The sequence below is a fragment of the Ensifer adhaerens genome (assembly GCF_002007205.1).
Classification (GTDB): Bacteria; Pseudomonadota; Alphaproteobacteria; order Rhizobiales; family Rhizobiaceae; genus Ensifer; species Ensifer adhaerens_D.
Window position 1 is genome coordinate 1405639 of record NZ_LAZS01000005.1, and the last position, 13592, is coordinate 1419230.

Here is a 13592-nt window from a genome sequence, read left to right on the forward strand (position 1 = left end):
CCATCAATCAATGAGTAGTTCAATCTCGTCCAGCTAACGGAAAACGCTCAGCGCGGATTGCTGTGCTGCCTTCCGTTCGAGACCATCCTCTTGAAGAACCCATTACCCAAAAGCCGTTTTTCGACAGGCTTTTGGGTAATATGTTCTAAAAACGGTCAAAGAGAGGCGGCCTGAAAAGGCCACCTCCCCTTGCATGTAGCCGAATTACTTGACGTCAACCTTGGCGCCAGCTTCTTCGAGCTTCTTCTTGAGGTCAGCAGCTTCAGCCTTGGAAACGGCTTCCTTGACCGGCTTCGGAGCGCCTTCGACCAGGTCCTTGGCTTCCTTGAGGCCGAGACCGGTGATAGCGCGGACTTCCTTGATGACGTTGATCTTGTTGGCGCCAGCGTCAACGAGGATAACGTCAAATTCGGTCTTTTCTTCTTCAGCAGCAGCCGGAGCAGCGCCGCCGCCAGCAGCAGCAACAGCTACCGGAGCAGCAGCCGAAACGCCCCACTTCTCTTCGAGCAGCTTGGAAAGCTCAGCAGCTTCCAGGACGGTCAGCGAGGAGAGGTCTTCAACGATCTTTGCGAGATCAGCCATTTTACTTTTCCTTTTGTTCGGTTCGAACTGGTTTTAAATACAACAGCGAAAATCCGCCTTAGGCGGCTTCGTCCTTCTTGGCATAGGCCGAGAACACGCGAGCAAGCTGGCTTGCCGGTGCCTGTACAACCGTTGCGACGCGGGTTGCCGGGGCATTGAGAAGGCCCAGCAGCTTTGCGCGCAGCTCGTCGAGCGAAGGCAGGGTCGCGAGCGACTTGACTGCTTCGGCGTTGAGCGTGGTCGTGCCCATGGCGCCACCGAGAACAACGAGCTTGTCGTTGGTCTTGGCGAAATCCATGACAACCTTAGGAGCCGTGATCGGGTCTTCGCTGTATGCGATCAGCGTCTGACCCTTGAAGAGATTGGTCATCCCTTCCGACTCGGTGCCCTGAAGAGCGATCTTGGCCAGGCGGTTTTTCGCGACTTTGACGGTGCCGCCAGCAGCGCGCATCTTCGAACGGAAGTCGTTCATCTGCGCAACTGTGACACCAGCATAGTGGGCCACGACAACCGAACCGGAAGCCTTGAAGACTTCGTTCAGCTCCGTGACGAATTCGCGTTTTTCCGCTCTTTCCACTGTCTGTCTCCAGTAGACAGGGTTGCAATAATGCAGCCCCATCGGGTTTGCCTTTGTCACCCGAGATCGAGCTCGATCCCTGATAACGCTTAAGGATCCTGTCCCTTGGCGTTCCCGGAAGAGCCGGGTCTGACACAAGGCAAGCGAGGTTCGAACCGAATTTCGACGCCTCCGGCGCCATTTTGAAATTCAGATCTTACCCGTCTCATGCAGGCCGAAGTGATTAAGGTATAACCACCCGCAATCTCGGACAGGAGTTCCGGACGTGACGTCCGGATTCCCGGCCCCGAAAGGCCGGGAATTCGAGTACCGGGCCGAAGCCCGGAAACTATTAGGCGACGCTGAGCGTGGCGGGGTCGATCTTGAGACCCGGGCCCATGGTCGACGAAATCGCGACGCGCTTGACGTAGTTGCCCTTGGCACCCGTCGGCTTCGCCTTGATCACGGCGTCAGCGAAAGCACGGATGTTTTCTTCCAGTGCCTTGGCGTCGAACGATGCCTTGCCGATGCCGGCGTGAACGATACCGGCCTTCTCGACGCGGAATTCGACGGCGCCGCCCTTGGATGCCTTGACGGCACCAGCAACATCCATCGTAACCGTGCCGACCTTCGGGTTCGGCATCATGCCGCGCGGGCCGAGAACCTTACCGAGGCGGCCGACGAGCGGCATCATGTCCGGGGTGGCGATGCAACGATCGAAATCGATCTTGCCGCCCTGGACGATTTCGACGAGCTCTTCTGCGCCAACGACGTCAGCACCAGCAGCCTTGGCTTCGTCAGCCTTGGCGCCACGTGCGAAAACGGCGACGCGAACCGAGCGGCCGGTGCCGTTCGGCAGGTTGACAACGCCGCGGACCATCTGGTCTGCGTGGCGCGGGTCAACGCCGAGGTTCATCGCAACTTCGATGGTTTCGTCGAACTTGGCGGTTGCGCGTTCCTTGACCATCGAGACGGCTTCGGTGAGACCGTAGATCTTCGTCGGGTCAACGCCCTCGCGGGACTTCTGTACTCGCTTTGCAATCTTCGCCATGGTCTTAGCCTACCACTTCCAGGCCCATAGCGCGGGCAGAGCCCTCGATCATGGCCATTGCGCCTTCGATATCGGCAGCATTGAGATCCTTCATCTTGGCTTCGGCGATCGACTTGATCTGAGCCTTGGTGAGCTTGCCGGCCGAACCGCCCTTGCCGGGGGTCTTCGAACCGGACTGGATCTTTGCTTCCTTCTTCAGGAAGTAGCTGACCGGCGGCTGCTTCATGACGAAAGTGAAGGACTTGTCCTGGTAATAGGTGATGACGACCGGAATCGGCATACCCTTTTCCATTTCCTGCGTGGCGGCATTGAACGCCTTGCAGAATTCCATGATGTTAATGCCACGCTGACCGAGCGCAGGACCGATCGGCGGGGACGGATTGGCCGCCCCAGCCTTCACCTGCAGCTTGAGCTGGCCTGCAACTTTCTTAGCCATTTCTCTCTGCCTTTTCTGAAATCCCGTCGCGACGGATCGCTCTTGGGATCAATTGCGCCGATTGCTCGACTTTTGCCGACCCAAGGCCGGCGGCTGCGGTTGCGTGGTACGGAACGTCCGACCCGGCTAAGGCCGGCATCCTCCCACGCGCATGCGGATTTCTCCGCCAGAATGGGCCTAAACCCACCCTATCCTTTTAAGGCCTTATCAGACCTTCTCGACCTGACCGTATTCCAGCTCGACCGGGGTCGCGCGGCCGAAGATCGAAACTTCGACCTTGAGGCGCGAACGCTCTTCGTCGACATCCTGAACGACGCCGTTGAACGAGGCAAACGGACCGTCGGAGACGCGAACCTGCTCGCCGATCTCGAACGAGACCGAGGGCTTCGGACGCTCGACGCCATCCTGGACCTGACCGAGGATGCGCTCGGCTTCATGGTCCGGAATCGGAACCGGCTTGCTGTCGGTACCGAGGAAACCGGTCACCTTCGGCGTATTCTTGATGAGGTGGAAAGCCTCATCCGTCAGGTTGGCGCGAACCAGAACGTAGCCCGGGAAGAACTTGCGCTCGGCGTCGACCTTGCGGCCGCGACGCACCTCGACAACCTTCTCGGTCGGCACGAGAATCTTCTCGAACAGATGCTCGAGACCCTTCTGCTTGGCCTTTTCCTCGATCGATTCAGCGACCTTCTTTTCGAAGTTCGAATAGGCGTGAACAATGTACCAGCGCGCAGCCATACTAGCCTCCACCCAATCAAGCGCCAACGTTGAGGATGAGGCCGATCGCCCAACCCATCAACTGGTCCGCAGCAAAGAAGAAGGCAGCGGCAAAAAAGACCATGACAAAGACCATCAGCGTCGAGATCATCGTCTCGCGCCGAGAGGGCCAGGTCACTTTCGACGTCTCGGAGCGAACCTGCTGCAGAAACGTTACCGGATTCGTTTTGGATGCCATGTAATGCTCACGCCATTACGGCGCGTAAAGCCGATGATTCAGCCCCACGCACCGCGTGTCTGTTTGGACCCTACATAAAGACCGATTCTGAAAACCACAAGAGCCAATCAGTCTTTTCTGTGAATTTCGTCGACCGGATAACCGGTCCTTAAGTTTTACTCTGCCGAACCCTCAGCGCTTATGCAAGCCTGGAGAGAATGGCAGGGGCAGAGGGGCTCGAACCCCCGACCTGCGGTTTTGGAGACCGCCGCTCTACCAACTGAGCTATACCCCTATTCGGCTGCGTGCCCGTTCAACAACGTGTCGCCGCCTCAAGTCAGCGGCTTCATATTCAGTTTGCCGGAGGATGACAAGCACCTTTCACCGCAGATCCGAAAAAATCCTCATTCAATTGCATCCATCCCCTGCCCTGTCGGCGGGAGCGCCCCGAAAGAGACACAAGTCATTGCCTCGCCACTCAGAAATGGTCGCTGCACTGCAAGCATCCGCTATCCTGCCGGGGCCTCCCACCGGAACCGATTCGCATGCCGCGCGTCACATTGGTCGAATACGATCCCCGTTGGCCATCGCTCTTCGAAGAGCGAGCCGCGGCCATATCCACCCTGCTCTCTCCCTTCGCCCGCGAGATCCACCACATCGGCAGCACGGCGATCCCCGGACTGGCAGCGAAACCGAAGATCGATATCGACGCGGTGATAACGGATGAAGGGGCGATGCCCGAGCTCCGTGCTCGCCTTTGCAAGGCAGACTACACCTTTCACGGCGACCCGCACGCAAGCGGCCTCTGGACGTTTACCGCGGCAGCGCTGCCCTATGGCACGCGGCTTTATCTCTGCGGGGAAGGCAACGCCGCCCATGCGGCCCGCCTGCTCTTCCGGAACCGGCTGCGTGAGAGGCCGGATTTCGCCCGCCGGTATGAAGCCTTGAAGAGAGCGCTCGCTGCCCAAGCCGGCGGCGACTGGGACACCTACAACAACGGGAAGCGGAGCTTCATCGATGAAGTACTGGCGGCGGCTACAACGAAAAAGGCCCCGCCGTCGCCGGCGGGGCCTTCCTACTGACTTTTAAATCAGCAGATTACTCGACGATCGAGGCAACGATGCCTGCGCCGACGGTACGGCCGCCTTCGCGGATCGCGAAGCGCAGCTTTTCTTCCATCGCGATCGGAACGATCAGCTCGACGGCAACGGTGACGTTGTCGCCCGGCATGACCATTTCCGTGCCTTCCGGCAGCGTCACGATGCCCGTCACGTCCGTCGTGCGGAAGTAGAACTGCGGACGGTAGTTGGTGAAGAACGGCGTATGACGGCCGCCTTCTTCCTTCGTCAGGATGTAGGCTTCAGCCATGAACTTCTTGTGCGGCTTGACCGAACCCGGCTTGCACAGGATCTGGCCACGCTCGACGCCGTCACGGTTAACACCACGGATCAGCGCGCCGATGTTGTCGCCGGCCTGGCCCTGGTCGAGCAGCTTGCGGAACATTTCAACGCCCGTAACCGTCGTCTTCGACGTGTCGCGGATGCCGACGATTTCAACTTCTTCGCCGACCTTGACGATGCCGCGCTCAACGCGACCGGTCACAACCGTACCACGGCCCGAGATCGAGAACACGTCTTCGATCGGCATCAGGAACGGCTGGTCGATCGGACGCTCCGGCGTCGGGATGTAGGCGTCAACAGCTGCCATCAGCTCGCGGATCGCGTCTTCGCCGATCTTCTTGTCCGAATCTTCAAGAGCAGCAAGCGCCGAGCCCTTGATGATCGGAATGTCGTCGCCCGGGAATTCGTAGGACGACAGAAGTTCGCGAACTTCCAGCTCGACGAGCTCGAGAAGCTCGGCGTCGTCAACCTGGTCGACCTTGTTGAGGAACACGACGATTGCCGGAACGCCAACCTGGCGGGCGAGCAGGATGTGCTCGCGGGTCTGCGGCATCGGGCCGTCAGCAGCCGAGCAAACCAGGATCGCGCCGTCCATCTGCGCTGCACCGGTGATCATGTTCTTGACGTAGTCGGCGTGGCCGGGGCAGTCGACGTGAGCGTAGTGACGGTTCGGCGTCTCGTACTCAACGTGGGCCGTCGAAATGGTGATACCACGGGCCTTTTCTTCCGGAGCGGCGTCGATCTGGTCATACGCCTTGAACTCGCCGAAGTACTTCGTGATCGCTGCGGTCAGCGACGTCTTGCCATGGTCAACGTGGCCAATCGTGCCAATGTTAACGTGCGGCTTGTTGCGCTCAAATTTGCTCTTTGCCATGGGTACGTTTCCTGTGGTCAAGTATGAATAATGATCAGCCGGCAGGGCCGGTTTGTGGAGCCGTTTAAGGGTTTCAGGGGATTTGCGCAAGACTTAATTGCGTACGCCCGGACCGGTCGCCGACGGCCTTTTCCTGGCGGTATGTAAGAACGCAGGAGCGCCGGCGCAAGGGCGAGCATTCACGAATCACGAATCACCAGACAACGAAGGAAAACAACGGTTTACGGCGAAGCGTTGATGCGTTGGATCAGTTCGGAAAGAGAGGGGTGTTCGCTGCTGGAGCGGGTAGCGGGAATCGAACCCGCGTATTCAGCTTGGAAGGCTGCTGCTCTACCATTGAGCTATACCCGCGGGCCTTCGATCCAGAAGCAGAATGGTGGAGGGAGTTGGATTTGAACCAACGTAGGCTGAGCCAACGGATTTACAGTCCGTCCCCTTTAACCACTCGGGCATCCCTCCATTATTCTGTCGGGATCTTTCGACCAAGCAATTGAGATCGCGAGACAACCAGCGACTTGTCGTTGCCGCTCTCGATCTGTGGCCGGGTATATGACCGCCCCGTTTCGTCCTGTCAACACGGCTCGACGGAAAAATTCTGAATTTCTCCACAGCCGCAAAAATACACGCCGCACCGAAAACCGTTTCGTCGGGCGCGCAACCTCACTATAAGACGCCCATGAGCAAAGATCGCACCGGCGACAAGAGCGCCAAGGACACCCATTACGCCAACCTGAGGCGCGCGCATCGCGACGCCAAGCGGGAACGTGGCGAAATCCCAACGCCGAAACAGGACAAGCGCCGCAAAGCGCCGGCCGACTGGAAGCCCCAGCCGCTCGCGCCCGAGCAGGTCCTGCTCTACGGCCTGCACACGGTGCGCGCGGCGCTGGACAATCCGGCGCGCGAGGTCATCCGCCTCAGCGTCACGCCGAACGCGGCCGTCCGCCTGGAGCTCGGCGAGCTCCAGGCCCTGCCCTTCCCGGTCGAAACGGTGACGCCACAGGATCTCGACAGGATTCTCGGTCCCGACGCGATCCACCAGGGTGTGATGCTCGAAACCCGCCCGCTGCCGCATCGCAGGCTCGAGGCGCTGCGCGATTGCCCGCTGATTCTCGTGCTCGACCAGGTGACCGATCCGCACAATGTCGGCGCCGTCATGCGCTCCGCCGTCGCCTTCGATGCGGGCGCGCTGATCACCACCATGCGCCACAGCCCGACCGAATCGGGCGTGCTCGCCAAGTCGGCCTCCGGCGCGCTGGAAATGATCCCCTATATCCAGATCACCAACCTTGGCGATGCCATCGAGGAACTGCACCGGCTGGGCTTCCAGACGATCGGCCTTGATTCGGAGGGGCCGCAGCCGCTGGAAGGAACATTCAGCGGCGAGAAGATCGCGCTCGTTCTCGGCTCCGAAGGCAAGGGGCTGAGGCAGAAGACCCGGACGATCGTGAACGATCTTGCCCGGCTCGACATGCCTGGCGCGATCAAGTCGCTGAACGTGTCGAACGCGGCGGCGATCGCCATGTATGCGGCGCGTCAGTATCTGAAGCGGTGATCGCGTCCGCTCTCGGCAACGATCCCGGCCCACTCACTGTCGAGATTTCACTCAGCGCGCGGTGAACGCAGCACCGCTGCGCGCTGCTGTCGGGCAGCCGTCACTCAGCTTCTTCCAGGTGGAGACGTTGAGGTTCATTTCGCAGCGCGCCATATAGACGTTGCCGTCGACCCTCAGGCAGGCGATCTGTCCAAGCTGATACTTCGAACCGTCGCGGTTGCGGCAGGTGCAATTGTGTGCGCGCACTACATCGGCAACGAGCAGCGCAGCCACCGCAGCGGTCATGCCCAACAGAATTGTCCGCCGGTCCACCATCGCCGCATTATAAAGCAGATTGTAAAATCCCGAAACGGACAATGCCGGCTGCGATTGCAACCGGCATCGTCCGCACGCAGGGCCTTAAGCCCCCTCCACCGGGTCACCTCAGTGACCCGCTGAACTTATGTGTTAGCTCGCCAGGCGAAGGACGCTGCCATCCGCGATGGTCTTTTCAGCCTCGGCGATTGCGAACTGCTTGGAGTCGGCGCTGAGGTTCAGGCCTTCGGCACGAACGAACTCGACATCGGTGACGCCAAGGAAACCGAAGACCGTCTTCAGGTAGGATTCCTGGTGATCCATGACGGCAGCCGGACCGGCGGAGTAATGGCCGCCACGGGTCGAGGCGACGATGATCTTCTTGCCCTTGGCAAGGCCTTCCGGACCGTTCTCGGTGTAGCGGAACGTCTTGCCGGAGACGGCGATGCGGTCGATCCAGGCCTTCAGCTGGCTCGGGATGCCGAAGTTGTACATCGGCGCGCCGATGATGACCGTGTCGGCCGCCAGGAATTCTTCGAGCATGTCGCGGCCAAGCTTGACGTCGGCGGCAAGGGCGGCATCGACGCCTTCGAGATCGGCAGGAGCCATGATCTGGGCGCCGGTCAGATGCGGGAGCGAGCTGCCTGCGAGATCACGATAGGTCACGGTGGCATCCGCGCGGTCAGCCTTGACCTGAGCGGCGAGTGCCGCCGTCAGGCGGCGGGAAACCGAGTGATCACCAAGGATACCGGAGTCGATATGAAGAACGTTCATGGGAACACCTTTGTGTTTGCGTTGCGGTGTTCCACATATGAGGGGAAAACAATGACCCGATAAGCCAGCGGATATTTGACATACTGTTTCCAGACGGAAACAATCGGGCAAACATCCGGACCTCGGAGACAGGACTATGCAGGATCTGAACGATCTCGGGCTTTTTGCCGCCGTCGTGCGAAACAACGGCTTCAGCGCCGCCGCGCGCGATCTCAATATACCCAAATCCAAGCTGAGCAAACATGTGGCCCGCCTCGAAGAGCAGCTCGGCGTAAGACTGTTGGAACGCTCCACCCGCAAGCTGCGCGTCACCGACATCGGCCGGGTGTTCTATGAACATTGCCAGGGGCTGCTTGACGGCGTGGCTGCCGCCGAGGCCGAAATTGCCGCCGTGCGGGCCGAACCCTCGGGCACGGTCCGGCTCGCCTGCCCGCTCGGTTTCACCCCCATGCTCGCCGATATCCTGCCGGCATTTCACCGCCGCTACCCCGGCGTCCGCCTGCTGATCACCGCCACCAACCGCCGCATCGACCTGATCGAGGAGCGGGTCGACGTGGCGCTGCGCGCCCGCGGCCAGCTCGATACCGACAACCAGTTGATCATCCGCAAGTTCGGCGAGGTGCGCGAGCGGCTTGCCGCCAGCCCGACCTTCCTTGCCCGCTCGGGCGAGATCACCATCGACAATCTCAGCCAGCAGGCGACGCTGTCGATGAACGAACAGCATCCGACCGACGTCTGGCGGCTGGTTTCGGTCGACGGCAACACGACGGAAATCTCCCATCGTCCGATCATCGGCTGCAGCGACTTCCTGATTCTCGAACGCGCCGCGATCGAAGGCATGGGCGTTGCGCTTTTGCCCGATCATATCTGCGAGCGCGCCTTCCGCGCCGGCGTCCTGGCGCCGGTGCTGCCGGAATGGACCTCGAACGACGTCGTCGTCCATCTCGTCTTTCCATCCCGCCAGGGCATGCTGCCGGCAACCCGGGCGCTGATCGACTATCTCGCCGAAAACCTGCTCAACGCCCTGCAGAAATGCCGCGAAGTTCCGGTGCGCATGGGGCCGTCGTTCGAGATCTGATGCTGCCGCGCTGTGGTTTTTCCCATCAGCAGCGGCAGACCATCAGCAGGTTGCAGTCGGGATCGCGGATCGTGAACCCTTGCTCGTACAGCACGGCCCTCTCCACCTCCGGTGGGCCGGAAACTGAGCCGGATCACCGGTTCGATCAAGATCCGCCTAAGTTTCGGCTGAGCTTTGCCGGCCCGAGGAGAAAAAGATCAATAGCCACAGTACCGTGGTCAACGAAGCACTCCGACTACCTGATCTGGCCGGGGGCGGCGCTACATGTCTATCGATGGCAGAGCCCGTCGCCGTTCGCAAGCTCGCCAAACAACTTGGCCGCGGCATCATAGCGATAGGCGATCGTCTGCGCCGTGCAGGCATCCTCGTATCGCGCGCAAGCCTCCATCGAAACGCAGAGATGGCCTTGAATGCCCCAGACCTTTGCAGGAGGCCTATCGTAAATGCCGTCGTAGATCGACTGTGTCCGATCGGCGCCATCGTGCCATTGCACCACGATCTCCGAGCGAAAATGATCATACCCGACGCTGCTGTATCCGACGGAATAGTGGACCGCCCCGACACCGGGGACATCGGTAGCGCCTGAACTCACTTCGGCCCAATCGGATACGTCTTGAGAACCGGCGGAACCGGCCGCGAGCGCGACAAGCCCGCAAAGCAACACGGCAGTGGGTCTGATCGGTGGCAACGGCATGCGCATGCTCAAGGCGCTCGTAACTGTGGCGGAGAGGAAGCGTTTGATGACCATGACCTTTCTTCGGATACCGGAAACAGAATGCGCGTTCGAGCCCGCCGACATTGCGCGACAATCGGAGTTGGCCGGAACCCAGAGTTGTCTATATTCCAGCAACATGAGAACTCTTGGAACCCTGATCATCTCTGCCGTCCTGGCATTCTTTGGCAGCCTGCTGGTCGCAGGACTGTTTCTGCCCGTCTACGGCATTTTCCAGGGCGGATCCTACAACTGCCTGAAGGACGGCATCGGCGAGTGCACTTCCATGATCCCGCTCAGCGCACTGATCTATGGGCCGCTGTTTTCCATCGTCGGCGTTTTGGTCGGCACGCCTGTTTTAATGACGATCTTTGCGATGCGTGAATGACTGTTCGATTTGCCGCGATGGGCGCATCGGCGACAGGATAAGCCTGCAAGCTTAATCCCGCAGCTCAAATCCAGACGCAAGCAAGATCGCAAAAAGCGCAACAAAATCAATTTGAAAGGAATCAAGTGGTGCCCCCAGAGAGACTCGAACTCCCGACCTACTGATTACAAATCAGCCGCTCTACCAACTGAGCTATAAGGGCACTTGCTTTGCTGGGAGTTACCATAATCTCGTGCGGTGTAAAGCAAAATTGCGAATTCTCCCAATTTTTCAGATGCGTTCGGTTCCGGGCCATGCCAGAAACGACAAAGAGAGATCGCCGTAAGCGGCAAGCAACGCATCGAACGGACTAGAGTTCATGGCCCGAACGTTCACTTCCTTAGCCTTCCTCGCCTCGTCCGCAGAGGAGGCACAAAAGGCTGCGGCTGATCTCAAGGCGATCTATGGCGATCACGACCCGGCAAAGGCCGACGTGATCGTCGCGCTCGGCGGCGACGGATTCATGCTGCAGACGCTGCACCAGACCATGAACAGCGGCAAGCTGGTCTACGGCATGAACCGCGGCTCGGTCGGGTTCCTGATGAACCGCTACAGCACCGAGAACCTGACGGACCGCATCTGCCAGGCGGTCGAGAACGCGTTCCATCCGCTGGAGATGCAGACGACCGACGTCTATGGCGAGAGCTTCACGGCGCTTGCCATCAACGAGGTCTACCTCTTCCGCCAGTCCTACCAGGCGGCGAAGCTGCGTGTGCTGATCGACGGGAAGACAAGACTTGAGGAGTTGACCTGCGACGGCCTGCTGGTCGCCACCCCCGCCGGATCCACAGCCTATAACCTTTCGGCTCACGGGCCGATCCTGCCGCTCGAGGCCCCGCTTCTCGCCATGACGCCCGTCAGTGCCTTCCGTCCTCGCCGCTGGCGCGGCGCGCTTTTACCGAACCATGTGACCGTCGAAATCGAAATCCTCGAGGCTGACAAGCGGCCGGTCAACGCGGTGGCGGACCATCAGGAGGTCAAATCCGTGGTCAAGGTGAAGATCGCCGAATCGGAAAACATGACAGCGCGCATTCTCTCGGATCCCGATCACTCCTGGTCCGACCGCATCCTGGCCGAGCAATTTTCGAACTGAGCGCACGCACTCCGCGCGACCTATGTTATCATCCTTCCGGCCAGGTTTTCCCCGGCCCGCAGCCAACGGCGATCGAGCCTTCGCCTTAAGGACCACGCCCAGATGCACAGACCTGCCCTCCTCGCCTTGCTTCTGTTTGTCAGCAGTGTCGGTGCCAAGGCCGAGGACGCCAACATCGTGCCGCCTGAGGCAACCTTCGTGACGAGCACCGGCTTCTGGGAGGAAAGTGGCGAACCGCTTTCATCGCTCGACCCGAACGCCGCCGCCGAAAAGCCGAGCGACGCCCGGCGCGGTTACTACAAGCTGATCTCGCTTCGCCAGGCTGACGGAACCGCCCAGGTCCATCTGCAGCAGGTAGAAGCGACCTCGGCCGGGCCCGTGGTGATTTCGTCGGCGGAACTCGAAGAGTTCTCCGCGCTCAGGGCCTACGTCACCGATATCCGCCCCGAGACCTCGACCGGCGTCACCGCACAGCCCGGCATGTTTGCGACCGTCTATCTGAAGACCGACCCGGCCGCGCGCGAGCCTGAAAGCTGGACCGTGCTCATCGACGATCTCGGCGACATCAAGATCGAGCGCGCCTCCAACTGATCAAAAGAAAGGGCCGGATGCGAACGCCCGGCCCTCTTCAGTTTCAGTTCTGCAGACGGCTGCCTGCTTAGTTCAGATCATCCACGACGGCATCCGCGCCACCGCTGACACGGTGCGCAAGTGCCGCTTCCATGAACTCGTTGAGTTCGCCGTCGAGAACGTCGCCCGGTGCGGTGCTTTCGACGCCGGTACGCATATCCTTGACGAGCTGATAGGGCTGCAGAACGTAGGAGCGGATCTGGTGGCCCCAGCCGATGTCGGTCTTCGACGCGGCTTCGGCATTTGCGGCATCTTCCCGCTTCTTCAGTTCCGCTTCGTAGAGGCGGGCGCGCAGCATGTCCCAGGCCTTCGCCCGGTTCTTGTGCTGCGAGCGCTCCTGCTGGCACTGCACGACGATGCCCGACGGGATGTGCGTGATGCGCACGGCCGAGTCGGTGGTGTTGACGTGCTGACCGCCAGCGCCCGAAGAGCGGTAGGTGTCGATGCGGCAATCGCTCTCGTTGATGTCGATCTGGATCGAATCGTCGACGACCGGGTAGACCCAGATCGAGGAGAACGAGGTGTGACGGCGCGCGTTGCTGTCATAGGGCGAAATGCGAACGAGGCGGTGCACGCCCGATTCGGTCTTCAGCCAGCCATAGGCATTGTGCCCCTTGACGAGCAGCGTCGCGGATTTGATACCCGCCTCTTCGCCGTCCTGAATTTCCATCAGTTCGACCTTGTATCCCTGGCGCTCGGACCAGCGGGTGTACATGCGCAGAAGCATGTTGGCCCAGTCCTGGCTCTCGGTGCCACCGGCACCGGAATGCACTTCGAGATAGGTGTCGTTCTGGTCGGCCTCACCCGAGAGCATCGCCTCGACCTGCTTCTTGGCCGCTTCGTTGCGCAGCTCGCGCAACGCCTGTTCGGCGTCGGCAACGATGGCGGCGTCGCCCTCTTCCTCACCGAGTTCGATGAGTTCGATGTTGTCGTTGAGCTGCTGCTCGAAACGACGCAGGCCGTTGATGCCGTCGTCGAGCTGCTGGCGCTCGCGCATCAGCTTCTGCGCTTCCGCAGCATCGTTCCAGAGCGTCGGGTCTTCCGCCTTGTTGTTTAACCAGTCCAGTCGTCTTACCGCCTGATCCCAGTCAAAGATGCCTCCTCAGCAGGCTTATGGCCTGCTTGATTTCGTCGACAATGTTCTCGATTTCGCTGCGCATGATCCTGCTTCTTGTGAACCCGATATGAAGGTGAGCGTC

The 13592-nt window shown here is 60.3% G+C and carries 17 protein-coding genes and 4 tRNA genes; 6 read left to right on the plus strand and 15 right to left on the minus strand.

The features are described from left to right. Window positions 1-204: 204 nt before the first annotated feature. The 7 genes from rplL to XB14_RS10615 form a co-directional block, all read right to left on the minus strand. A complete protein-coding gene (gene rplL, locus XB14_RS10585; protein WP_077961508.1) occupies window positions 205-582 on the minus strand; it encodes a 50S ribosomal protein L7/L12 in 378 nt (125 codons plus the stop codon). A gap of 58 nt (window positions 583-640) precedes the next feature. Then, complete coding sequence (gene rplJ, locus XB14_RS10590) at window positions 641-1159, minus strand: 50S ribosomal protein L10 (RefSeq protein WP_034795485.1); 519 nt, start codon at window positions 1157-1159, stop codon at window positions 641-643. A 331-nt stretch (window positions 1160-1490) separates the two neighbouring features. After that, window positions 1491-2189: a 50S ribosomal protein L1 gene (gene rplA, locus XB14_RS10595; protein WP_057252169.1), complete on the minus strand. Its 699-nt coding sequence runs from the start codon at window positions 2187-2189 to the stop codon at window positions 1491-1493. Window positions 2190-2193: 4 nt separating this feature from the next. Continuing rightward, window positions 2194-2625, minus strand: coding sequence for a 50S ribosomal protein L11 (gene rplK, locus XB14_RS10600; RefSeq protein WP_034795479.1), 432 nt, complete (start codon window positions 2623-2625; stop codon window positions 2194-2196). Window positions 2626-2832: 207 nt separating this feature from the next. Then, window positions 2833-3363, minus strand: coding sequence for a transcription termination/antitermination protein NusG (gene nusG, locus XB14_RS10605; RefSeq protein WP_034795476.1), 531 nt, complete (start codon window positions 3361-3363; stop codon window positions 2833-2835). 16 nt (window positions 3364-3379) lie between these two features. Further along, entirely contained in the window at window positions 3380-3580 is a 201-nt protein-coding gene (gene secE, locus XB14_RS10610) for a preprotein translocase subunit SecE (RefSeq protein WP_034795473.1), read from the minus strand. 198 nt (window positions 3581-3778) lie between these two features. Further along, window positions 3779-3854, minus strand: a tRNA-Trp gene (locus XB14_RS10615). 250 nt (window positions 3855-4104) lie between these two features. Between XB14_RS10615 and XB14_RS10620 the strand changes: the two genes are divergently transcribed. Then, on the plus strand, window positions 4105-4641 hold the full coding sequence (locus XB14_RS10620) for a GrpB family protein (protein WP_077961509.1): 537 nt from the start codon (window positions 4105-4107) through the stop codon (window positions 4639-4641). A gap of 16 nt (window positions 4642-4657) precedes the next feature. Here the strand turns inward: XB14_RS10620 and tuf are convergent, their stop codons facing one another. The 3 genes from tuf to XB14_RS10635 form a co-directional block, all read right to left on the minus strand. Further along, window positions 4658-5833, minus strand: a complete 1176-nt coding sequence (tuf, locus tag XB14_RS10625) for an elongation factor Tu (RefSeq protein ID WP_034795467.1) — start codon at window positions 5831-5833, stop codon at window positions 4658-4660. 277 nt (window positions 5834-6110) lie between these two features. After that, a tRNA-Gly gene (locus XB14_RS10630) sits at window positions 6111-6184 on the minus strand. 23 nt (window positions 6185-6207) lie between these two features. Next, window positions 6208-6292, minus strand: a tRNA-Tyr gene (locus XB14_RS10635). A gap of 217 nt (window positions 6293-6509) precedes the next feature. Between XB14_RS10635 and XB14_RS10640 the strand changes: the two genes are divergently transcribed. After that, the gene (locus XB14_RS10640) at window positions 6510-7385 is read left to right on the plus strand and encodes a TrmH family RNA methyltransferase (protein WP_077961510.1); all 876 of its coding nucleotides are present in this window, start codon (window positions 6510-6512) and stop codon (window positions 7383-7385) included. Window positions 7386-7436: 51 nt separating this feature from the next. On the opposite strand, the gene XB14_RS10645 is transcribed toward XB14_RS10640, so the two are convergent. Together XB14_RS10645 and XB14_RS10650 are read right to left on the minus strand one after the other, a co-directional pair. Next, a complete protein-coding gene (locus tag XB14_RS10645; RefSeq protein WP_419178571.1) occupies window positions 7437-7700 on the minus strand; it encodes a hypothetical protein in 264 nt (87 codons plus the stop codon). A gap of 132 nt (window positions 7701-7832) precedes the next feature. Continuing rightward, entirely contained in the window at window positions 7833-8453 is a 621-nt protein-coding gene (locus XB14_RS10650) for an FMN-dependent NADH-azoreductase (protein WP_077961511.1), read from the minus strand. Window positions 8454-8589: 136 nt separating this feature from the next. Between XB14_RS10650 and XB14_RS10655 the strand changes: the two genes are divergently transcribed. Beyond that, window positions 8590-9531 carry a LysR family transcriptional regulator gene (locus XB14_RS10655; RefSeq protein ID WP_077961512.1) on the plus strand — a complete coding sequence of 314 codons (942 nt, stop codon included), beginning with the start codon at window positions 8590-8592 and terminating at the stop codon, window positions 9529-9531. A 268-nt stretch (window positions 9532-9799) separates the two neighbouring features. Here XB14_RS10655 and XB14_RS10660 read toward each other — a convergent pair whose 3' ends face one another. Then, complete coding sequence (locus tag XB14_RS10660) at window positions 9800-10279, minus strand: hypothetical protein (protein ID WP_210190010.1); 480 nt, start codon at window positions 10277-10279, stop codon at window positions 9800-9802. Between XB14_RS10660 and XB14_RS10665 the strand changes: the two genes are divergently transcribed. Continuing rightward, entirely contained in the window at window positions 10272-10631 is a 360-nt protein-coding gene (locus XB14_RS10665) for a hypothetical protein (protein ID WP_077961513.1), read from the plus strand. The two genes, XB14_RS10660 and XB14_RS10665, sit on opposite strands and share 8 nt — an antisense overlap. A 126-nt stretch (window positions 10632-10757) precedes the next feature. Here the strand turns inward: XB14_RS10665 and XB14_RS10670 are convergent. Further along, a tRNA-Thr gene (locus tag XB14_RS10670) sits at window positions 10758-10833 on the minus strand. Between the two features lie 156 nt (window positions 10834-10989). On the opposite strand from XB14_RS10670, the gene XB14_RS10675 reads away from it, so the two are divergent. Together XB14_RS10675 and XB14_RS10680 are read left to right on the plus strand one after the other, a co-directional pair. Continuing rightward, a complete protein-coding gene (locus XB14_RS10675) occupies window positions 10990-11763 on the plus strand; it encodes an NAD kinase (protein ID WP_077961514.1) in 774 nt (257 codons plus the stop codon). Window positions 11764-11865: 102 nt separating this feature from the next. After that, window positions 11866-12354, plus strand: a complete 489-nt coding sequence (locus XB14_RS10680; protein ID WP_077961515.1) for a hypothetical protein — start codon at window positions 11866-11868, stop codon at window positions 12352-12354. 67 nt (window positions 12355-12421) lie between these two features. Here XB14_RS10680 and prfB read toward each other — a convergent pair. Then, a protein-coding gene (gene prfB / locus XB14_RS10685; RefSeq protein ID WP_143348320.1) for a peptide chain release factor 2 occupies window positions 12422-13553 on the minus strand; the annotation gives its coding sequence in 2 pieces (ribosomal slippage) (window positions 12422-13483 and window positions 13485-13553; 1131 coding nt in all). Between the last annotated feature and the right edge of the window lie 39 nt (window positions 13554-13592).

What these genes read in the sequence shown, in the direction of transcription:
- XB14_RS10640 (WP_077961510.1), top strand. Translation starts at nt 6,510, where the DNA reads ATGAGCAAAGATCGCACCGGCGACAAGAGCGCCAAGGACACCCATTAC.
- tuf (WP_034795467.1), bottom strand. Translation starts at nt 5,833, where the DNA reads ATGGCAAAGAGCAAATTTGAGCGCAACAAGCCGCACGTTAACATTGGC.
- nusG (WP_034795476.1), bottom strand. Translation starts at nt 3,363, where the DNA reads ATGGCTGCGCGCTGGTACATTGTTCACGCCTATTCGAACTTCGAAAAG.
- XB14_RS10665 (WP_077961513.1), top strand. Translation starts at nt 10,272, where the DNA reads ATGACCATGACCTTTCTTCGGATACCGGAAACAGAATGCGCGTTCGAG.
- XB14_RS10660 (WP_210190010.1), bottom strand. Translation starts at nt 10,279, where the DNA reads ATGGTCATCAAACGCTTCCTCTCCGCCACAGTTACGAGCGCCTTGAGC.
- XB14_RS10650 (WP_077961511.1), bottom strand. Translation starts at nt 8,453, where the DNA reads ATGAACGTTCTTCATATCGACTCCGGTATCCTTGGTGATCACTCGGTT.
- rplK (WP_034795479.1), bottom strand. Translation starts at nt 2,625, where the DNA reads ATGGCTAAGAAAGTTGCAGGCCAGCTCAAGCTGCAGGTGAAGGCTGGG.
- rplL (WP_077961508.1), bottom strand. Translation starts at nt 582, where the DNA reads ATGGCTGATCTCGCAAAGATCGTTGAAGACCTCTCCTCGCTGACCGTC.
- XB14_RS10645 (WP_419178571.1), bottom strand. Translation starts at nt 7,700, where the DNA reads ATGGTGGACCGGCGGACAATTCTGTTGGGCATGACCGCTGCGGTGGCT.
- XB14_RS10620 (WP_077961509.1), top strand. Translation starts at nt 4,105, where the DNA reads ATGCCGCGCGTCACATTGGTCGAATACGATCCCCGTTGGCCATCGCTC.
- XB14_RS10675 (WP_077961514.1), top strand. Translation starts at nt 10,990, where the DNA reads ATGGCCCGAACGTTCACTTCCTTAGCCTTCCTCGCCTCGTCCGCAGAG.
- secE (WP_034795473.1), bottom strand. Translation starts at nt 3,580, where the DNA reads ATGGCATCCAAAACGAATCCGGTAACGTTTCTGCAGCAGGTTCGCTCC.
- XB14_RS10680 (WP_077961515.1), top strand. Translation starts at nt 11,866, where the DNA reads ATGCACAGACCTGCCCTCCTCGCCTTGCTTCTGTTTGTCAGCAGTGTC.
- rplA (WP_057252169.1), bottom strand. Translation starts at nt 2,189, where the DNA reads ATGGCGAAGATTGCAAAGCGAGTACAGAAGTCCCGCGAGGGCGTTGAC.
- XB14_RS10655 (WP_077961512.1), top strand. Translation starts at nt 8,590, where the DNA reads ATGCAGGATCTGAACGATCTCGGGCTTTTTGCCGCCGTCGTGCGAAAC.